General features: G+C 42.2%; 19 protein-coding genes. 14 read left to right on the top strand and 5 right to left on the bottom strand.

Annotation, left to right across the window (positions count from 1 at the left end; translation table 11 throughout):
• The first annotated feature begins 5 nt into the window (after positions 1 to 5).
• Positions 6 to 599 (top strand): class I SAM-dependent methyltransferase, encoded by a 594-nt coding sequence (locus PBT90_RS16135; RefSeq protein WP_270130017.1) that lies wholly within the window; start codon positions 6 to 8, stop codon positions 597 to 599.
• 13 nt (positions 600 to 612) lie between these two features.
• On the opposite strand, the gene PBT90_RS16130 is transcribed toward PBT90_RS16135, so the two are convergent.
• The 3 genes from PBT90_RS16130 to PBT90_RS16120 form a co-directional block, all read right to left on the bottom strand.
• Positions 613 to 1,014: a DUF983 domain-containing protein gene (locus tag PBT90_RS16130; RefSeq protein WP_270130015.1), complete on the bottom strand. Its 402-nt coding sequence runs from the start codon at positions 1,012 to 1,014 to the stop codon at positions 613 to 615.
• A 58-nt stretch (positions 1,015 to 1,072) separates the two neighbouring features.
• The gene (locus PBT90_RS16125; RefSeq protein ID WP_270130013.1) at positions 1,073 to 2,422 is read right to left on the bottom strand and encodes a neutral/alkaline non-lysosomal ceramidase N-terminal domain-containing protein; all 1,350 of its coding nucleotides are present in this window, start codon (positions 2,420 to 2,422) and stop codon (positions 1,073 to 1,075) included.
• A gap of 184 nt (positions 2,423 to 2,606) precedes the next feature.
• Positions 2,607 to 3,770, bottom strand: a complete 1,164-nt coding sequence (locus tag PBT90_RS16120) for an AIR synthase related protein (protein WP_264807543.1) — start codon at positions 3,768 to 3,770, stop codon at positions 2,607 to 2,609.
• Between the two features lie 285 nt (positions 3,771 to 4,055).
• On the opposite strand from PBT90_RS16120, the gene PBT90_RS16115 reads away from it, so the two are divergent.
• Complete coding sequence (locus PBT90_RS16115) at positions 4,056 to 4,268, top strand: type II toxin-antitoxin system VapB family antitoxin (protein WP_270130011.1); 213 nt, start codon at positions 4,056 to 4,058, stop codon at positions 4,266 to 4,268.
• Positions 4,269 to 4,331: 63 nt separating this feature from the next.
• A complete protein-coding gene (locus PBT90_RS16110; protein ID WP_270130009.1) occupies positions 4,332 to 5,627 on the top strand; it encodes a serpin family protein in 1,296 nt (431 codons plus the stop codon).
• 17 nt (positions 5,628 to 5,644) lie between these two features.
• On the opposite strand, the gene PBT90_RS16105 is transcribed toward PBT90_RS16110, so the two are convergent.
• Positions 5,645 to 6,310, bottom strand: coding sequence for a heme exporter protein CcmB (locus PBT90_RS16105; RefSeq protein ID WP_270130006.1), 666 nt, complete (start codon positions 6,308 to 6,310; stop codon positions 5,645 to 5,647).
• Between the two features lie 188 nt (positions 6,311 to 6,498).
• Here PBT90_RS16105 and htpG point away from each other — a divergent pair, with 188 nt between their 5' ends.
• From htpG to PBT90_RS16050, 11 genes are all read left to right on the top strand, one after another.
• Positions 6,499 to 8,385, top strand: coding sequence for a molecular chaperone HtpG (gene htpG, locus PBT90_RS16100; protein WP_270130004.1), 1,887 nt, complete (start codon positions 6,499 to 6,501; stop codon positions 8,383 to 8,385).
• A gap of 394 nt (positions 8,386 to 8,779) precedes the next feature.
• Positions 8,780 to 8,992 (top strand): hypothetical protein, encoded by a 213-nt coding sequence (locus PBT90_RS16095; protein ID WP_264807539.1) that lies wholly within the window; start codon positions 8,780 to 8,782, stop codon positions 8,990 to 8,992.
• A 57-nt stretch (positions 8,993 to 9,049) separates the two neighbouring features.
• Entirely contained in the window at positions 9,050 to 10,111 is a 1,062-nt protein-coding gene (locus tag PBT90_RS16090) for a TolB-like 6-bladed beta-propeller domain-containing protein (RefSeq protein ID WP_264807538.1), read from the top strand.
• 248 nt (positions 10,112 to 10,359) lie between these two features.
• The gene (locus PBT90_RS16085) at positions 10,360 to 10,776 is read left to right on the top strand and encodes an RrF2 family transcriptional regulator (RefSeq protein ID WP_264807537.1); all 417 of its coding nucleotides are present in this window, start codon (positions 10,360 to 10,362) and stop codon (positions 10,774 to 10,776) included.
• A gap of 76 nt (positions 10,777 to 10,852) precedes the next feature.
• A complete protein-coding gene (locus PBT90_RS16080) occupies positions 10,853 to 11,125 on the top strand; it encodes a DUF2061 domain-containing protein (protein WP_264807536.1) in 273 nt (90 codons plus the stop codon).
• Positions 11,100 to 11,804, top strand: coding sequence for a phosphoadenylyl-sulfate reductase (locus PBT90_RS16075; RefSeq protein WP_270130001.1), 705 nt, complete (start codon positions 11,100 to 11,102; stop codon positions 11,802 to 11,804). The genes PBT90_RS16080 and PBT90_RS16075 overlap by 26 nt, the downstream gene beginning before the upstream one ends.
• 171 nt (positions 11,805 to 11,975) lie before the next feature.
• Positions 11,976 to 12,875, top strand: coding sequence for a sulfate adenylyltransferase subunit CysD (gene cysD, locus PBT90_RS16070; RefSeq protein ID WP_264807534.1), 900 nt, complete (start codon positions 11,976 to 11,978; stop codon positions 12,873 to 12,875).
• 163 nt (positions 12,876 to 13,038) lie between these two features.
• Complete coding sequence (locus PBT90_RS16065) at positions 13,039 to 14,295, top strand: sulfate adenylyltransferase subunit 1 (RefSeq protein ID WP_264807532.1); 1,257 nt, start codon at positions 13,039 to 13,041, stop codon at positions 14,293 to 14,295.
• 85 nt (positions 14,296 to 14,380) lie between these two features.
• The gene (locus tag PBT90_RS16060; protein ID WP_270129998.1) at positions 14,381 to 16,480 is read left to right on the top strand and encodes a nitrite reductase; all 2,100 of its coding nucleotides are present in this window, start codon (positions 14,381 to 14,383) and stop codon (positions 16,478 to 16,480) included.
• Positions 16,477 to 17,247 carry a uroporphyrinogen-III C-methyltransferase gene (gene cobA, locus PBT90_RS16055; RefSeq protein WP_264807530.1) on the top strand — a complete coding sequence of 257 codons (771 nt, stop codon included), beginning with the start codon at positions 16,477 to 16,479 and terminating at the stop codon, positions 17,245 to 17,247. The genes PBT90_RS16060 and cobA overlap by 4 nt, the downstream gene beginning before the upstream one ends.
• A 127-nt stretch (positions 17,248 to 17,374) precedes the next feature.
• Positions 17,375 to 17,950 (top strand): precorrin-2 dehydrogenase/sirohydrochlorin ferrochelatase family protein, encoded by a 576-nt coding sequence (locus tag PBT90_RS16050; RefSeq protein ID WP_264807529.1) that lies wholly within the window; start codon positions 17,375 to 17,377, stop codon positions 17,948 to 17,950.
• Between the two features lie 56 nt (positions 17,951 to 18,006).
• On the opposite strand, the gene PBT90_RS16045 is transcribed toward PBT90_RS16050, so the two are convergent.
• Positions 18,007 to 18,924 (bottom strand): TolB family protein, encoded by a 918-nt coding sequence (locus PBT90_RS16045; RefSeq protein WP_270129980.1) that lies wholly within the window; start codon positions 18,922 to 18,924, stop codon positions 18,007 to 18,009.
• Between the last annotated feature and the right edge of the window lie 538 nt (positions 18,925 to 19,462).

The following is a 19,462-nucleotide window of genomic DNA, read 5'->3' as shown; positions in this document are numbered from 1 at the left end:
AACTAGTGAAAGATCAGTATAGTTTACTTGCTCCCTGGTATTCTTCTTTGGTAAAGTTCATTTTTGGGCAAAAGCTAAAAGAGGCTAAACTATGTTTTCTGGATGATACCAAGTCCAAACGTGTCTTGATTATCGGTGGGGGAGATGGGCTGGATTACGCTGAAATCGAGGCTGATATTTCTGGGGAATATTGGGAATTGTCCGACAGCATGCTGAAAAAAGCGAAGGCAAATCTCCAATTCAGCCAGCTGGATTTCCGCTTAGGCAATTTCGAGGCTGGGAAAAAGTTTGATGAAGTCTGGCTGCATTTTGTATTGGATACCCTGCCTGATGAAGCAATTGAATCACTTTTAGAAGAAATCAAGCTTGCGCTAAAAGCTGGTGGAAGGATAGTATTTGCAGATTTTTTTCGCCCAAAAAACTACAGACAAAAATTCCTGAATCAAGTGATGATTACTTTCTTTCGATTGGTGGCGGGTCATCATCGCAAGGATCTCCCAGACTACTCGGGATTTTTTTCCAAGAAGGGTTTTAGTAAAACAGAAGAGCAGCGCTTTATGGAAGGATGGGTGAAGTCCCAGGTTTGGAGATTAAAATGAATTGACTTCAACTTTATTTCCGGACTGCTCTATCAGGCGAATCAGGAAAGTCTTCGCTACTATATTTTATAAAAATGGAAATCCAGATAGCTCTGCTGATCCTATAGATAAAAGGTACAAAAATCAGTACCGTGATCCCTAGTATGGCCAGCAGAAGAGTCAGTGAATAATCCGGATGGACAATGGATAAAGCTAGCCATGCCGTAATAAACAATGCCGTATTAATCGCATAGCTCACAAACATGGCTCCGAAGTAATATCCTGGCTCCGGCTCAAAGGCCTGTCCGCAATGAGCGCAGCATTTATTCATCACAGAAAATTTGGAGCTGAGCAGTTTTCCACGCAAAAACATATCGCCTTGATGGCAGCGAGGACACTTGCATTGATAGATACTTTTTAGGGTGGAAAGGCTCATAGTGGTGATGATTTATTTAATGCATAGCGCATGATAAGAGTAAACTCCTTTGTGCCAACTAGGGATTCGATTTGGAAATAATCCTCAGGATCATCTCATCAAAGTATTTTCCGTTTCCTGGTCCATACCAATTCATTTCCCGCACTTCATGATAATGCTCGTCATATAATTCATCTGGCGTGATGTATCCGATATAGCCTCCGTTGAACGTAGTGACGATCAGGTTTAAGCCTTTGCTTTGCGCCAGCTGATCCCACTTTTCATAGAAAACACCAGAAAGCTCACCGCTGGAAGCGATCATCAGCGTGTTGCCGATTAAGGTGATATCAAAGTGGGGGTTAGTGTCTCCTAGCAGGTAATTAAAAAGCCATGGTCTAAGGCGAAGGTTGTCCGAAATGCGAAGATGGGGTTCGCGCAAGGAGATGGGCAAGCTTGCATGGCGGATTTGAGGCTTCTTTACCGTGGCAAAGTAGGTCATTTTCAATGCGAGGGTAGAGTCTAGTTCATGGGCGTACTGCTGAACCTTTTCTGGGGAGTTTCCTGGCCGCAAAGGCATGTGGCTTCCCACTGTACCGGCAGCATAGATAGCGAAGTCAAAGGCTCTTTTCTCTAGATTCTCCATGAGGTAGAAAGGATAGTCACCGGATAGTCCCATGAATTTAGTGGTCATCGCAGTGGCATGGGCCGAGTAGGTGAGAAAGGTTGCTTTTTTGCCAGACTTTTTGGTAAAAATAAGTTGACGGACAAAGGGGTCTTTCGGGCCATCCTTCACAAATCTATTGGCGACTAAGTTTCCAGCATCCGATTTCCGGAAGGTTATGGACACCGTGTCTTGGGCAGCCAGTGCATTTTTCAGGGCATTTAGGCTGCTTTTCACCAAAAGGTCTACGGTAGTCTGATCATACCCTCCAAAAGCCAATTCTCCCATAGGGCCGGGCATGTATCCGCCCATGCCGGAGTGGGTATGCGTGGCAGTAAAGATGACTTGATCTATGGGTAATTCATTGCTTTTGATTGCTTCTTGGATTTGATTTGCCAGGGCAGGATGTACGATCAGCAGCTCAAAATTCAGCCAGGCCACTTGGGTCTTACCATTGGAAAGTGTGAGTGCCTTCACAAAGGAGCTGTCCTGTACAAATTCATAATTACCGCGGGGAGCATAGCCTACTAGGGGTACTGGCTGAGGCGGAGTCATATTGGTACGAGCCCAGCCGGCCAGCCAGCTTTCTCCTTGGGTTTTTGGAAAATCAAGTTGCTCTAATGCGGCAAAAGTCTGCTTGTAAAAATCCTGATCCTGAATCGGGGAGCGATCTACTTTGGTCAAAGTGATCAATCCTATTACCAACAAAACAACAAAAGTCCAGCTGAGGACTTTTGTAGTTTTTAGTAATATATTTTTCCCTTTCATTGCCATTTAAATATGGATACCCACAATTTTATCAGTTAAAGGCTAAAGTGTTTTAATAAATATTGAACACTAGCTTTTCCGGTCCTTCTGCCTGGCCGCCGTGGCGGGTCTCCCGTCATCGGTCTTCTGACCAGGGGAGCAAGGAAAATACTGGTACTGATATGATTTCAGTTAGATAGATAACTTAATATTCGAAAACGCCATGAGGGCTGGTAATCGTTACTTTTTTGCCTTGATGTGGCTCTACTCTACCGATGATCTGTGCCTCTACCCCATGGGATTCGGCGATGTCTATGATTTCTTCGGCATAGCGCTCATCCAGATAAACTTCCATTCTGTGGCCCATGTTGAAGACCTTGTACATTTCCTTCCAATCTGTGCCAGACTCTTCCTGAATGATTTTGAAGAGCGGTGGGGTTTCAAATAAGTTGTCCTTAATCACGTGGACATCATCTACAAAGTGAAGGACTTTGGTCTGAGCTCCTCCGCTGCAATGCACCAAGCCGTGAATGTTTGGCCTGAGGTAATTCAGGATATCCACCATGATGGGAGCGTAGGTTCTGGTGGGCGAAAGCACCAACTTACCAATATTTACAGGAGCTCCCGGAGCCGGATCGGTGAGGTTATATTTTCCGGAGTACACTAGCTCTTCGGGCACGGAGGCATCAAAGGTCTCGGGATATTTAGTTTTGAGTACTTTGTTGAAAACATCATGGCGTGCAGAAGTAAGCCCGTTGCTTCCCATTCCGCCATTATAGGTGGATTCGTAATTTGCCTGTCCGTAAGAAGCTAGACCCACGATCACATCACCACCCTGGATTTTGTCATTGGAGATTACCTCGTCTCTACGCATTCTGCAGGTCACGGTAGAGTCCACGATCACCGTTCGGACCAGATCACCCACATCGGCAGTTTCTCCGCCAGTCAGTATGGCATTGACGCCTTTGTCACGAAGCATCTGAAGAACCTCTTCAGTACCTTCAATGATCGCTGAGATCACTTCACCCGGGATCAGGTTTTTGTTTCTGCCTATGGTAGAGGAAACTAAAATATTATTGATTGCACCTACGCAAAGCAGGTCATCGGTGTTCATGATGATCGCATCCTGCGCGATTCCTTTCCATACGCTGAGGTCTCCGGTTTCTTTCCAGTACGCATATGCCAAGGAGGACTTTGTCCCTGCTCCATCAGCATGCATGATATTGCAAAAATCGGGATCGTTGCCAAGCGTGTCTTCCACTATCTTGCAAAAAGCCTTGGGATAAAGCCCTTTGTCAAGTTTTGAAATGGCCTGGTGTACATCTTCTTTGGATGCGGAAACTCCCCGCTGCATGTATCGCTCGTTCATGTCTGGTTTGATTGACGAAATATGCCTGCAAAGTTAACAGTATCTGCTCAAATTGGATAAGGTAGCTGCTTAAAGTTCAGGGAAATCGTTTTTGGGCAAAACCCTTCGAGGGTTTTAGATAGAATGAAGGTTATTTAAGCAAATGACACCAAAAAGATTAACCCCCGAAGGGTTCATTCATTTTGATAAGATAAAATGTGATTTCCCGGGGAAAGTTGAACAGAGGTAAGAAAATGGGCTGGAGGAAATGAAACCAAAGCTGTATTTTGTGAAACTATACACATTATGAGGACAAATATAGAAATCGACGAAAAACTCATGCAGGAAGCAATGGAAGCAACAGGCTTGACTACCAAGAAGGCTACAGTGGAAAAAGGGTTGCAGCTAATCCTTACATTGAAAAGGCAAAAGCGGATCAAAGAGTTTCGTGGAAAATTGAAGTGGGAGGGAGATCTGGATAAAATGAGGAGGAATTCATCATTGAGATCGGTTTTCTGATCCTATTTTAGTCCTGAAGTAGCATTTTAAGCGAAGTCAACGTCTGGATGAAAATTGACCGCTATGAGAACATTATTTGCCAAATTCCAGACGTATCCAAAGCTTTTAGTAAGCATAGCTCTTCTTTCCGTATTTATGCTTTGTTTTAGCTGTGTGTCCGGAGAGGATGAGGGGCCTTCAGGAAAGGTGGAGGCAAATCTGAGAACCCTTTCCTTGGAAGAAAACAGCCTCTCCGAGGCAAATACCCAATTTGCTATCAACCTTTTTCAACAAATTGCTACAAATGGGGAAGCTGAGAATATCTTTTTCAGTCCATATTCGGTTCATCAGGCTTTGGCAATGGCGATGAATGGCAACGATGGGGAGGTTTTGGAAGAATTTATCCAAGTCTTGCAGATGGAAGGGATGAGTTTGGAAGAAGCAAACCAGGCGGTCAAGGACCTGACTACTTTTTTGCTGGAAGTGGATCCTAAGGTAGAATTGGGTATTGCAAATGGGATTTGGTACAAAGAGGGATATGAAGTTCAGATTCCCTTCAAAAATTCATCTCAGCAATACTTCAATGCGGAGATAGCAGCTCTCAATATGCGGGATCCAAAAGCCGTAGATGTCATCAATCACTGGATAGAAAGACAAACGAATGAACTCATCCGGGAGATGCTGGATGCTATTCCGGCTGATGCGGTGATGTACCTGGTCAATGCGATTTATTTTAAAGGAGACTGGGCTTATAATTTTCCTGAAGGAAATACGCAAAAAGAAAAGTTCACGCTCCGCAATGGCGAGGAAATCATGGCCGACATGATGAACTTGGGTGAGCCTGCAGCTTTCAAAGGCTATGACAATTCAGACTACACCTATCTGGAGATTCCCTACAGTACAGGGCAATACATCATGGGTGTTCTGACCAACGAAAGTGGAGATCTCTCCCAGCTTTATCCCTATTTGACCATGGACAAACTGAACGAGTGGAGAAATAACACCAGAGATGTGAATTTGATCTTGAAAATGCCAAAATTTAAGATTGACTATAAAATCAATAACCTTGGGGATGATCTGAAAGCCATGGGATTGGTTACACCATTTGATTTTCACCCGGATAATTTCACCCAGTTGTTCTCTAATTCAGCTGATCTTTTGAAAATCAGTAGGGTAATCCACCAGGCACTGATTGAAGTAGATGAAAAAGGTACAGAAGCTGCTGCGGCCACCATCATAGAGATAGGAGTGACCAGCCTACCTCCCGATAATACCCCGACGGTTTTTACTTTGGACAGACCATTTATCTTCTTTATCCAGGAGAAACACAGTGGAGCGATTTTGTTTATGGGGAAAATGGAAAATCCTTTAGAAAGTTGAATTACGAATAATGAAGGTTACGACCTCCACAAGTAGGGAAACAAAATATAGCCTGCTGCGGCTACAATTGCATTGATCGCTAAAAGTGAAATCAGTTTATCGGAGCTAACACTCCAATCTAAACCATCCATTGCGTTTTTGGAAATACGGATTGCCATCAAAAGAATAGGGATAATCACAGGGAAACTCAAAATCGCCATCAGCGTGGCGTTATTTCCAGCTTTGGAAGCTATACCGCTGACCATAGTGAGACTTGCCGAAAAGCCCATTGCCCCTAAAACCAAATTGAGCAGAAATAAGCCTTGGTCTTGGATAGGATTTCCCAAAATCACTGAAAAAACCCCATATCCCAAAAGTGCCAAAATTAGCGTAAGCCCGGTGTTATAGATAATTTTCGAAAGAATAATCGCTTCCGGAGAAGCAATCATGTAATAATAGAGTTGACGTCCTTGATGCTCTTGCACAAAACTTTTTGCCACGGCATTCACTGCCGAAAAAAGAATAATGATCCAATACAAGGCATTCCAGGTAGGCTCGGAAATATTCCCTTCCCTAGCTCCTACACTTAGATACGTGATAAAAACTGCCGAAACCACATAAAGTAAAATCCCATTGAGGGCATATTTTTGGCGCCACTCGAGGGTAAGCTCTTTCTGAATTAGGACGGAGATTTCCTTTAGCATCACCAAAGATAAGTCAGAAGTCAGAAGTGAGAAATCTAAAATCGACAAATTTCAGATTTCTGAATTCTCATTTTTCACTTTCCTTTCTGACTTTCGGCTCTGCCAAAATGACACCAATTCCCCTTTGGAACAACACTTGTAATTCTCTGCCCGACAAACAATGTGTTTAACTAAACTAATTTATAGCCATGCAGGAAAAAGGCACCATCTCGATACATACCGAGAACATTTTCCCGATTATCAAGAAGTTTCTCTATTCTGATAACGAGATTTTTCTAAGAGAACTAGTGTCCAACGCTGTCGATGCGACTCAAAAAATCAAGCGACTTGCGACATTAGGTCAGTATTCCGGCGAACTCGGAGATACGACTGTGGAAGTGAGCTTTGATGAGAAAAAGAAAACCATTACCATTTCCGATAAGGGGCTTGGGATGACGGCTGAGGAGATCAAAAAGTACATCAACCAAGTGGCTTTCTCCGGAGCTGAGGAGTTTGTGGAGAAATTCAAGGACGCCAAAGATGCCAATGAGATCATCGGAAAGTTCGGTTTAGGTTTTTATTCGGCATTCATGGTTGCTGATAAAGTGGAAATCAACACACTTTCCTACCAAGAAGGTGCAGAAGCAGCAAAATGGACCTGTGACGGTTCTACTTCTTTCGAGATTTCTAAAGGCAAAAGAAAAGAACGCGGAACAGACGTAATCCTTCATATCAACAAGGATTCTGAAGAGTTTCTGGACAAATTCAAGCTACAGGGAATCCTGGACAAGTACGCTAAATTCCTTCCTGTCCCGATCAAATTTGGCACAAAAACCGAATCTGTTGAAGATGGAGTGGATGACAAAGGGGAGAAGAAATGGAAATCTGTGGAGGTAGATAATTTCATCAACACCACAGAGCCGATCTGGACCAAATCTCCTAGTGATCTGAAGGATGAGGATTACCTGAAATTCTACAAGGAGCTGTATCCAATGTCTGAGGATCCGCTGTTCTGGATTCACCTGAACGTGGATTATCCATTCAACTTGACGGGGGTGTTGTATTTCCCTAAAGTGAAAAATGAATTCGAACTTCAGCGAAATAAGATCAAGCTATTCAGCCGTCAGGTGTTTATCACCGATGAGGTCAAAGACATTGTGCCTGAGTTCCTGATGTTGCTTCATGGCGTGATTGACTCTCCGGATATTCCTTTGAACGTATCTAGAAGCTTCTTGCAGGCGGACGGGAATGTGAAGAAAATCAATTCTTACATCACTAAGAAAGTGGCGGATAAGCTAGCTGAACTTTATAAAAAAGACAGAAAGGCATACGAAGACAAGTGGGATGATATTGGCCTTTTCGTGAAATACGGAATGATCTCCGAGGAGAAATTCTACGAAAAAGGGAAAGACTTCGCATTGTTAAAAAATACCAAAGGAGAGTTTTTCACGATCGAGGAATACCAAGCGAAGATCAAAGCGAATCAAACCGATAAAAATGAGCAAACGGTCATTCTTTATGCCACGGACGCAGATAAGCAGGATAGCTTCATCCAATCTGCCAATAAGAAAGACTACGATGTCCTGGTGATGGACTCACCGATCGATAGTCACTTTATCCAGAACTTGGAAAGCAAGCTGGAAAAAACGTCTCTGAAACGCGTAGATGCTGATGTGGCTGAGAAGCTGATCCAGAAGGATGAAACTTACGCCAACCTACTGACTGAAGATCAGAGCAAGGAAGTGAAGGGAATCTTCGATAAGGCGATCAACAACAAGACTTACACAGTAGAAGTGGAAGGCTTAAGCCCTGAAGAGCTTCCAGTGACGATTACTATGGAGGAATTTATGCGCAGAATGAAAGAGATGGCTGCCACTGGTGGTGGAGGAATGGGCTTCTACGGTTCACTTCCCGATGCGTACAAAGTGGCCATCAACGGTAACCACCCAGTGGTGGATAAAGTTCTGAAAGCAGAAACTGAAGAAGAAAAGATCAAAATAGCTAAGCAGTCATTTGATCTGGCGCTTCTATCTCAAGGCTTGCTTACAGGTAAAGACCTGACTGCTTTTGTGAAGAGAAGTGTGGAATTGTTGTAGGAATTGTAACCTTTGAGGTCTTTTCGACCTCGAAGGTTTTATCAATCTGAAAAACCAGTCTGCCTAAGTTACGGAAGGCGAAGGGTTTCAACATTTTATCCAAGTCCAAAATCCCCAGCTCAACAGTTGGGGATTTTTAATTTTAGTTCTTTCAAATTTAGTTTTACGTTGTTTGATAGCATGTTTTTGTTTTTAGGTAAATAATTGAATAATAATATGTTATAAATTGTATTTAACCGCGAACTAAATTTATCGTGTTGATTATCAGCGCCTTAACTAACCTTCCAAAAAAAATATTCAAACTAAAATTTGGATTTATAAAAAAGGGGGGTAAGTTTAGTTCAAGTTTTTTGCGTATAAAAACTTTTTGTTTAACCGTTTAAATTTTAATATTATGAAAAGGATAGCATTTATTTTATTGATTTTGGTTTGGATTTTAGGTTTTGAGTATTGGGAGGCAAAAGCATCCGTACCGGATCCGGCATTGGTTTGCTGTTTAGATAACCCTTGGAATGATTGTGTTGTAGTAACTTTCATCGACCCAGATGAAGGTATAACAAACCAGGTAGTGGTACATGGGGTCAAAGTTGATTGCCCCTATGTATAATATGTATAAAAGAAAAGTTTCTTTTATTGAGGTAAATACTTTGGATTTATTGAAAATATGAAGAACAAACTATTGTTTGTATTTGGAGTTTTTTCAGGATTGCTCTTTCTCTATTCATGTAATTCTGAAATTGAAAGAATTGACCCAATTCAAGAATTTAAAAATACTGAACCAGTTTCATCATATAGGCTTCAAGCATCAGATTCTTTATTTAAGGTTGTCGATTTATTATCAATAGGAGATGTATTAATTGCCTATGATGATGAAATGGATTATCTCTATAAAATATTTGACGTTGAGCAAGACAAGTTCTTAAAAAAGTTTGGAAAGTTTGGCCAAGGACCTTGTGAGCTAAGTGGGTTTTCGTTTATGGTCAGAACGGGTGAAAAAGGAGAAAAGCTTGGATTGTTTGAGAGACAAACTAGGGAGTTTCAAGAGTTTTATTTGGAACAAGTTTTAGAATACGATGAAGATCCTGAATGTATTCCATTTGAAGGTAAATTCGATTTTGAAATTAGGTCTGTAGTGAAGGTGGGCGAGAATAAATTTGTGGGTGCTACCTTGGGTGACAAACCTTATACGCTCCTCGAAGGAGGTAAAATGAAGGGGTCTATTGGAGAATATCCTTATTCAAGTGATTTCAAAGGGGTTAATCCAATGGTTTTGGCATTGGCGTATCAGTTTAGGTTAATTAAGCATCCATCTAAACCTATCATACTAAGCACCTCTACTTTTTCTTATAATATGGACATTTTAGAGGCAAAAGATGGAAATAATTTGGTGATAAATAGATCCTTGCATTTTTGGCCTCCTGAATTCCGAAGTATGGAGACAGCTTCAGAAACCGCTGCACCTATCGGTAAGGAAAATAGGTTTGGAAATATAAGAACCTCTGTTTCAGAAAATTTTATCTATGTTCTCTATTCTGATGAACCCTGGGAGTACCAGTTTCCATTGAAAAGTGATAGAGTACTTGTTTATGATTGGGATGGGAATCCGGTGAAAATTTTAGAATTGGATCAGGAAGTGAGCATCATAGCAGTGCCTGATAATGATCAATATCTGATTGGCTATTTGGATGATGGGAAAGCGAATCTATATAGGTTTGAATTGGATTAGTGAGGCTGATTTACTACCAATAAAAGGAGGTTAAAATAATTCTAAGTTGTGAGAAGTATGGAGTTGCTGTAGAAGAAGCACTTAACCCTTGAGGTTTCTCAAGCCTCGAGGGTTTCTGTTATATTCTTAAAACCATTGATTTATAAATTGTCTCAATGGTTTTTTTATTTCTAAATATTGATAGGTTAAAAAATTTCAAAAGCCTACTTCTGTACTAGGGTATTCCTTCAAAAAGTTTATTTTTGTCTATGCTTTCTAAAAAGACAAAATACGCCCTACATGCCTTGACTTACCTGGGCAGACACAAAGATGAGAAGACAGTGCTGATCCAGGAAATCGCCGAAGAGCATGGGATCTCACATAAGTTTTTGGAGAACATCTTATTGGAACTGAAAAAGGCAGGGATGCTCGGGAGTAAAAAAGGAAAAGGTGGAGGTTATTACCTGATCAAGGAACCCAAGGATATTCCACTTTCCCGAGTGATCCGATTGTTGGATGGACCCATTGCTTTGCTCCCCTGTGTGAGCCTAAACTACTATGAACCCTGTGCTGAATGTAAAAATGAAGCTGTTTGTGGCATAAACCGCGTCATGATCCAAGTTCGTGACGAGACACTCAAAATACTGGAAAACAAGACCTTAGAGGATATTCTGAAAGAAGAATAAAATTTTTTTACCATAAACCCTATATATTTTATAGGGTTTATATACTTTTGTGCTTTACGCTCGTAATAAACCTAGTATGATTTTAGACCAACCACTCAAAAAGCTGTTTGCCAGTAAGCCTGGAAAGGATAGCAATACGAAGAGCTTGCTCAAGTCGATCTCTTGGAGAATCGTGGGGACTATTGACACCATGATTATATCCTACTTCGTGACCGGAGAATTGGTCATGGCGATCTCCATAGGATCTGTGGAAGTTTTTTCCAAAATCATCCTGTTTTATTTCCATGAGAGAATCTGGGAATCTGTACCTAAAGTAAAAGAAGATGACACTCGAAAAGAATATGCATGAGTTAGAGGCTCAGTTGAGTGAACTGAGTGCACAGGAAGGATTGGCCTTGATCGCGGATTTATTTCCGGGCAAAGTCACTTTCTCTACTTCTCTGGGTCAGGAAGATCAGGTGATCACGCAATTGATCGCAGAAGCACATCTGCCGATCTCCATCTTTTCCCTGGATACGGGGAGATTGTTTCCGGAGACCTTGGATCTGCTTTCCAGAACCGAAGCCAAGTACAAGCAAAATATCAAAGTTTATTATCCCAATACCGATTCTGTTGAAAAGCTGGTATCTGAAATTGGTATCAATGGTTTTTATGACTCGGTTGAAAACCGCAAGTCCTGCTGTTTTGTCCGCAAGGTAGAGCCTTTAAAAAGAGCCTTGGCGGGAAATGATGTCTGGATCACCGGACTTCGTGCCGAGCAATCAGCCAATAGATCAGGAATGAAACGCATCGAATGGGATGAAGGAAATCAGATTCTGAAGTTCAATCCCTTATTGGATTGGACATTTGAAGACATGATCAATTATATAAACGAAAAGAATATTCCATATAACCCACTTCACGACAAGGGTTTTATCAGCATAGGCTGCGCGCCTTGTACACGGGCGATTATGGAAGGTGAAGATGCAAGAGCCGGAAGATGGTGGTGGGAAGATTCGAAAAAGGAGTGTGGCTTACACGCTAAGTGAGACGCAAGATTTTAGAATCAAGATTCAAGACATAAGATTTTAGACATAAGACATTAGAACTTCAACATTCATTATTCATCATTTTTCATTCGATATTAAAAGATTAATTAAGAATGATGAATACCGAATAGCGAATAATGAAGTCACACAGAAGACATAAACAGTAAGGAAATGAACAACCTATTAACACCTAATCCTAAGGAAGCAGAATCGATCCACATCATCCGTGAGGTGGCGGCGCAGTTTGAGCGTCCGGTTTTGCTTTTTTCCGGAGGAAAAGATTCCATCACACTGGTGAGATTGGCTCAAAAGGCATTTTATCCTGCGAAAATTCCTTTTCCTTTATTGCACGTGGACACAGGGCATAATTTCCCTGAGACCATCGAGTTTCGGGATAAATTGGTAGAAGAGCTTGGTTTGGAATTGATCGTACGCAATGTGCAGGATTCCATAGATCAGGGGAAAGTGCGTGAAGAGCGTGGCAGATATTCCAGTAGAAACTCTCTTCAGACTACCACGCTTCTGGATGCCATCGAAGAATTCAAATTCGATGCTTGTATAGGTGGTGCGAGAAGGGATGAGGAAAAAGCCAGGGCTAAAGAACGGGTTTTCTCCGTTAGAGATGACTTTGGTCAGTGGGATGAAAAAAATCAGCGTCCGGAGCTTTTTGATATGCTGAATGGTAAAATCCATAATGGACAGAATGTACGTTGTTTTCCGATTTCCAACTGGACTGAATTGGACGTTTGGGAGTATATCAAAACTGAAAATATTGAGATTCCATCGATCTACTTTGCGCATGAGCGGGAGGTTTTCTTCCGTGACGGCATGATCTGGACTGCCAATGAGCATGTGTACCGAGAGGCACACGAAGAGGTGGAAGTGAGAATGGTACGATTCAGAACGGTAGGGGATATGACTTGTACTGCCGCAGTGCTTTCTGAGGCTGTTTCGCTCGAAGACGTAGTGGGTGAGATTCGTCAATCGACTATTTCAGAGCGAGGTGCCAGAATCGATGACAAGCGATCCGAAGCGGCGATGGAAACGAGAAAGAAAGTAGGTTACTTCTAGAAAGTGTACAAGGTCTCAAGTACAAAGTACAAAGTAGACTCGGCAACCATGTCGTTATGCTGCTTCTCCAGAAGCAGCATTAATCAAACTTAAAGCTCTCAATATCAGAGTCAAGACAAGTCCAGCTTCTGGAGAAGCAGGACAACTGAAAACTAGAAACAACATGTCTGAAAATAGAAAATTGATAAAAATCGCTACTGCCGGCTCTGTGGATGATGGCAAGAGCACGCTGATCGGGCGGTTACTTTACGATACTAAATCACTTACCACGGATAAAATCGAAGCAATCGAGCGCAGTTCCAAGCAACGCGGGTACGATTACCTGGATTTCTCTTTGGCCACTGACGGCTTGGTAGCCGAGCGTGAGCAGGGAATTACTATTGACGTAGCGCATATTTATTTCAATACTGCCAAGACCAATTTCATCGTAGCGGATACTCCTGGACATGTAGAGTACACGAGAAACATGGTGACCGGAGCTTCTACCTCGCAGGTTGCGATCATTTTGATTGATGCCAGAAAAGGCGTGATCGAGCAGACTTATCGCCATTTCTTTATCGCAAATCTCCTTCGAATCAGCCATGTGGTCGTTGCGATCAACAAGATGGATTTGGTGGATTATGATGAGGAAGTGTACTTGAAGATCAAAGCTGATTTTGATGCTTTGGTAGCCAAATCAGATTTCTCTGAGGACCAGATTACCTTTATTCCGGTTTCGGCGCTGAAAGGTGAAAATATCGCCAGAAAGTCAGAAGAGATGCCTTGGTATGTGGGAAATACACTTTTAGATCACCTAGAAGTGCTGGAGCCAGCGGATTTGGAACCAAGTTCTGTGGCGAGATTCCCCGTGCAATATGTCATCCGACCGAAGACGGAAGCCTGGCATGACTTCAGGGGTTTTTCAGGAATGCTATATGGAGGAAACCTGAAAGTAGGTGATGAAGTAACGCTTTTGCCCTCATTGAATACTTCCAAAATCAAAAGCATACACTATTTCGATCAGGAGATTCAGGAAGCTGCTCCGGGCAGTTCAATCGCCATTACCCTAGAAACAGAAGTAGATCTCAGCCGAGGAGATATGTTGGTGAAGAGTGGGGAATTGCCAGCCAGTGAAAAGCAAATTTCCGCCACCATTTGTCAGGTGAACAACAAGGCTTTGACCGTAGGCAAGAAGTATATTTTGCAGCACGGAGTAAATCGTGTCTTGGCAAAAGTAGATCAAATAGAGTCCAGAATTCACACGGATTTCACAGGAGCAGAAGATGCTCATTCCTTAAAATTAAATGACATTGGGCGGGTTCATTTCCGCTTGAGTAAGCCCATTCATTTTGATCCTTATAAGACTAATAAGTCAAATGGAAGCTTTATCCTAATCGATGAAGCAGAGTATGATACCGTTTCGGTTGGATTTATAGAATAATTAAACCCTTCGATCTCGATAGTCATCGGGACGCTCAGGGTAACAATCTACTCACTTTCCATCCGAACAAAAACCTATAACAGCCATGCAAAGTTTTAGAACAGAACTTGAAAACAATATTGTAGAACAAGATATCATCGACCTGGAAAAGAAAATTGCGCTTTTCAACGGTGGAAATATTGACGAGGAAAAATTCCGTAGCCTACGTCTGGCACGTGGTATTTACGGACAGCGTCAGCCAGGTGTGCAGATGATCCGGATCAAGTTGCCTTATGGTCGTGTTTCTTCCGATCAGTTGCGCAGGATCTGCAAGGTATCTGATGAATATTCTACCGGAAGACTGCATATCACCACCCGTCAGGATATTCAGATTCACTACGTGAGTTTGGACCGTACGCCTGAGCTTTGGGCAGAACTGGAACGGGACGATGTCACTATTCGTGAAGCTTGCGGGAATACCGTGAGAAACGTCACAGCCTCAGAAACTGCAGGGATCGATGCCAATGAGCCCTTTGATGTGACTCCTTATGCAGATGCGGTTTTCAAATACTTTTTGAGAAACCCGATCTCTCAGGAGATGGGAAGAAAATTCAAGATTTCCTTTTCTTCGTCAGATGAGGATACAGGCTTGAGTTACCTGCACGATTTAGGTTTTATCCCAAAAGTTAAAAAAGTCGATGGCAAAGAAGTTCGTGGCTTTAAAGTCATGCTTGGTGGAGGTCTTGGTTCCCAGCCAAGGCATGCGGATGTATTCTCGGAATTTGTGGAAGCAGATCAGATTATTCCATTTGCAGAAGCGGTGATCCGGATTTTTGACAGACATGGTGAGCGGGCAAAAAGAATGAAAGCCAGAATGAAGTTCCTGATCAAGGATATTGGTCTGGAGGCATTCCTGGAATTGGTGGAAAATGAGAAAAAAGCACTTCCATTTAAGTCTTATCCTATAGATCATGAGTCTTATGATGCTGCGCAAAAGCTTCCAGATGCTCCATCTGCGACGGTAGAAGAAGAGCTTGGGTTGGACTTTGAGCACTTCAAACTCACCAATATTTTGCCTCAAAAACAAAAAGGGTTTGTATCTGTAGGAGTAAGAGTTCCTTTGGGGGATTTCTATACTGACCAAGCTAGAAAATTGGCTGATTTGGTAGAGAAGTACGCTAGTGCTGAAGTGCGTTTCACCCTTCGTCAAAACTTCCTGATCCGTGATGTACGGGAGGATTTGGTTCCTTATTTCTACAAGGAATTGAAAGAAATCGGATTGGCTTCAGCGGGTTATAATACCCTTGGAGATATTACTGCTTGCCCAGGAACTGACACCTGTAATTTAGGAATTGCAAGTTCTACGGGAATTGCTGCGGAATTAGAGAAAGTGATTCTTGCCGAATATCCACAATACCTGAAAAACCAGGATTTGGTCATCAAGATCTCAGGCTGCATGAACGCTTGTGGTCAGCATAATATGGCTCACATAGGTTTTCAGGGCATGTCCATGAAAGCTGGCAAAGTAGTAATTCCAGCACTTCAGGTTTTGCTTGGAGGGGGAAATAAAGGTGACGGGAACGGGCGTTTTGCAGATAAAGTGACCAAAATCCCAAGTAAAAGAGGCCCTCAGGCATTGCGGATTTTGCTGGATGATTTTGAGGCAAATGCAAATGGTCAGGATTTCTTGAGCTATTACGATGAGAAAGGTCAAATCTATTTCTATGAATTGCTGAAAGAACTTGGAGATGCTTCTACAGTAACTCCGTCGGACTATGTGGACTGGGGAAATACTGAGGAGTATAAGATTGCCGTGGGCGTGGGTGAGTGTGCCGGTGTAGTTCTTGATTTGGTAGCTACCTTGCTTTTGGAAGCCAAAGAAAAAATCGATATCGCACAGAAATGCCTCGAAGAAGGACGCTGGTCTGATAGTATTTATCACCATTACGCAGGCTTGATCAATGCTGCCAAAGCGATTTTGCTTAGTGAAAGTGTGAGCACTAATTCTTATGCAAATATCATCAAGCAGTTTGATGAGGTATTTGTAGAAAGTGGCAAAATCAATCTAGGTGGGACTTTCGCTGAGAAAATCTACCAGATCAATCAGAACGAGCCTACTGAAGAATTTGCAAACGCGTATGCTGCACAGGCATTGGAAATATATGGATTGCTGAAAAGCTACCGAGAGGAAGAGGTGACTGCATGAAGACCGTAATTCAACCCAAAGTAACACTTGTTGGCGCAGGCCCTGGAGATCCCGAGTTGATCACCTTGAAAGCTGTTTTGGCATTGAACAAAGCCGATGTGGTGTTATATGATGCGCTGATCGATCCTGTTTTATTGGATCACGCACCAGCATCTGCGCTGAAAATCTTTGTGGGTAAGCGAGTGGGAAAACATTCCTTACCACAGGAAGATACCAATCAGCTTTGCGTCAGCCTGGCTAAAAAGCATGGACATGTAGTCCGTCTGAAAGGGGGAGATCCTTTTGTTTTTGGAAGAGGTGCCGAGGAAGTGGATTACATAGAGACTTTTGGAATCTCAACTGAGGTGATTCCAGGAATTACTTCAGCGATTGCTGTTCCTGCAGCTGCAGGAGTTCCAGTGACCAAGCGCGGTGTTTCCGAGAGTTTTTGGGTAGTTACTGGTACTACTTCAGCGGGAGAACTTTCCAAAGACTTGGCTCTTGCTGCCCAGTCAACGGCTACCGTGGTGGTCTTGATGGGAACGAAGAAATTGGCTGAAATAGCTTCAGTTTATAGGAAGTTTGGCCAACAGGACTTGCCCATCGCGATTATCCAAAGCGGTACTACTAGAGATGAAAAGATCACCGCTGGTTTTATCCATGATATCGAGGACAAAGCTTTTGAAAACAAGGTAGAAGCTCCGGCGATAATCATCATCGGTGATGTTGTCCGCGAAAGCATTAAATTAGCCGAAGTTTACCGAGAAGCGGTGAAGTATAACCTTTGAGGTTTTTAAAACCTCGAAGGTTTTGTTATTAAAATAGTGTACGGTGTCTAAAAGATTTTAAACCTTCGAGGAGATTTCTCACTCGTTCCTCGCTCGAAATGACACCTCAAAGGTTATCCTAAATCACATGAACCATTTATATCCCATTTTCCTCAAAGTTCACGAACTGAATATACTCCTGATTGGAGGCGGAAATGTGGGCACTGAGAAACTTGAATTTTTACTCAAATCCAGCCCTAAAGCTCAGGTCACTGCGGTTTCTAGGGAGTTTTCTCAAAGTTTTATTGACTTGGCCGCAACTACCGATACCGTCACCATGATCGAGGATGTGTATCATGAGAAGTATCTGGGTGCTAAGCATGTAGTGATCGCTGCTACAGATGACAAGGCTGTCAATCGGCAGGTCCGTGATGAAGCCAAAGAGCGATTTTTATTGGTGAATGTAGCTGATACCCCGGATTTATGCGATTTCTACCTGGGTGGAATTGTCACCAAAGGCAATCTGAAAGTAGCGATCAGTACCAACGGTAAATCACCTACAGCTGCCAAGCGACTTCGGCAATTATTGGAAGATGTACTTCCGGAGGAATTGGATGATTTGCTGGATAACTTAAATGCCTACCGTGAAACGCTCAAAGGAGATTTTGAATATAAAGTCAAGGCGATGAATGAGATCACGGAAGGCTTTGTGAAGAAGAATTGAGAATCTTTAGATTTTATAAAATCATAGGATAAGGAAGAATTATGTGATTTTTCACCTTATTCATCTTTCAGTTCATAGCGTACATAGGCAAATTTTGTTCCCTCAGGGTTCCAAGAAGGGACGTTGATGGTTCCTTGTCCTCCATAGAATTCTTCCGTCAAATCCTTGATTTCTTTTGTCTTAAGGTCTAGAAGACGGAGTTTTACCTGCCTTCCGAAGGGATGTGCTTGCTCTTGATCTTCGATGTAGGTAATGACTGTTGCCACATCATTGTTTGGGGAGATGTGAGCAAACCAATTCGAGTGCTTGTCAAAAGTCATCTGCTCGGCCTCCCTACCATCAGGTTTCATTCTCCAGATTTGCATTATCCCCGAGCGATAGGAGTTAAAGTATATGTATTTTCCGTCTGGAGAGTACTCTGGACCATCGTCCAGGCCCTCTTCTTCGGTCAGTCGAATTTCATCTCCGCCATTTGTATCCATCTTATACACGTCGTAATTGCCATTTCTGGGTGCGCAATACACGATATATCTTCCATCTGGAGAAAGTCCATGCCAATAAGAAGGGGAAAGTGGTGTGATCAACTTTGGGGTTCCTCCTGTTGCATTTACCTTATATATATAGGAGCCACCGCCATTTGGGTCTGGTTTTCCACTGGAAATAAAGAGGGTTTTTCCATCAAAGGAATAGCCATGATCATTATTTGCTCTTTGCACAGTGCCAGTATTGAGGATGCCTATTTTTTCACCTTTAAGCCCTATTTTTTCCAGTTTTCCGGAGCTATTGATCAATAAAAAATTACCATCTGGTGACCAGTTTGGAGCTTCAAAATGTCGGTTTTCCTTTAAGATTAATTCGGAATTTCCACTTTTCATATCATAGATATAAAGGGAGCTGACTACCTGTTTTCCTTCTGGGACTTGGGCTAAAACGCCTTGGCTTAGCAACCAAAAGCCTAACAATAATTTTCTCATAGATTGGGTATTTTGGGTTATAGGAAATTAATGCTCGTATGTCATTTCCCGTTTAGAAAATAAGTTTTGCAAGTCTGAATTTCCGCAAATTTTCTAGGGGGAAAGACATAAGATACTCACATCCTATTGAAATTGAAATTTATTTGATAGGCTGGGCGTGGCAAGGTATTTCTAGCGTTAAATGTGTTGAATAAATAGCCTTCCATGGGAGTTTTCCCCACCTGGGTCATTCTCTCAGTTTTTCATGGGAATTTCCCCCACCTTTCAAATCAAAATCTCTGAATTAAGCTTTATTCGCGTTTAATTCCATTTTGAAATCGCTCTATATAGGCTGAATTACCCCGATTTGGGGATTATATAACCTCTTTTTAATCAGGTTGATAGGATTGAAAAAATCCTTGAATTTTTCTGTTAAATCTTGGGCTAGATCAAAGTTTTGGCTACTTTTAAGTGAATGTGGGAAAAAGTGGTAGGAAGTGGTAGAATGTGGAAAGCATTTTGTTACTTTTGTAATTACCATTTACTGAACCTGCAGAGA

It is taken from the genome of Algoriphagus sp. TR-M9 (genome assembly GCF_027594545.1).
Lineage (GTDB): Bacteria > Bacteroidota > Bacteroidia > Cytophagales > Cyclobacteriaceae > Algoriphagus > Algoriphagus halophytocola.
Note: the sequence above shows the minus strand (reverse complement) of the source record. Positions and strands in the feature narration are given on the sequence as shown.

Coding starts and splice junctions, on each gene's coding strand:
- PBT90_RS16130 (WP_270130015.1), bottom strand. CDS start 1,014: ATGAGCCTTTCCACCCTAAAAAGTATCTATCAATGCAAGTGTCCTCGC.
- PBT90_RS16125 (WP_270130013.1), bottom strand. CDS start 2,422: ATGAAAGGGAAAAATATATTACTAAAAACTACAAAAGTCCTCAGCTGG.
- PBT90_RS16120 (WP_264807543.1), bottom strand. CDS start 3,770: ATGAACGAGCGATACATGCAGCGGGGAGTTTCCGCATCCAAAGAAGAT.
- PBT90_RS16115 (WP_270130011.1), top strand. CDS start 4,056: ATGAGGACAAATATAGAAATCGACGAAAAACTCATGCAGGAAGCAATG.
- PBT90_RS16110 (WP_270130009.1), top strand. CDS start 4,332: ATGAGAACATTATTTGCCAAATTCCAGACGTATCCAAAGCTTTTAGTA.
- PBT90_RS16105 (WP_270130006.1), bottom strand. CDS start 6,310: ATGCTAAAGGAAATCTCCGTCCTAATTCAGAAAGAGCTTACCCTCGAG.
- htpG (WP_270130004.1), top strand. CDS start 6,499: ATGCAGGAAAAAGGCACCATCTCGATACATACCGAGAACATTTTCCCG.
- PBT90_RS16095 (WP_264807539.1), top strand. CDS start 8,780: ATGAAAAGGATAGCATTTATTTTATTGATTTTGGTTTGGATTTTAGGT.
- PBT90_RS16090 (WP_264807538.1), top strand. CDS start 9,050: ATGAAGAACAAACTATTGTTTGTATTTGGAGTTTTTTCAGGATTGCTC.
- PBT90_RS16085 (WP_264807537.1), top strand. CDS start 10,360: ATGCTTTCTAAAAAGACAAAATACGCCCTACATGCCTTGACTTACCTG.
- PBT90_RS16080 (WP_264807536.1), top strand. CDS start 10,853: ATGATTTTAGACCAACCACTCAAAAAGCTGTTTGCCAGTAAGCCTGGA.
- PBT90_RS16075 (WP_270130001.1), top strand. CDS start 11,100: ATGACACTCGAAAAGAATATGCATGAGTTAGAGGCTCAGTTGAGTGAA.
- cysD (WP_264807534.1), top strand. CDS start 11,976: ATGAACAACCTATTAACACCTAATCCTAAGGAAGCAGAATCGATCCAC.
- PBT90_RS16065 (WP_264807532.1), top strand. CDS start 13,039: ATGTCTGAAAATAGAAAATTGATAAAAATCGCTACTGCCGGCTCTGTG.
- PBT90_RS16060 (WP_270129998.1), top strand. CDS start 14,381: ATGCAAAGTTTTAGAACAGAACTTGAAAACAATATTGTAGAACAAGAT.
- cobA (WP_264807530.1), top strand. CDS start 16,477: ATGAAGACCGTAATTCAACCCAAAGTAACACTTGTTGGCGCAGGCCCT.
- PBT90_RS16050 (WP_264807529.1), top strand. CDS start 17,375: ATGAACCATTTATATCCCATTTTCCTCAAAGTTCACGAACTGAATATA.
- PBT90_RS16045 (WP_270129980.1), bottom strand. CDS start 18,924: ATGAGAAAATTATTGTTAGGCTTTTGGTTGCTAAGCCAAGGCGTTTTA.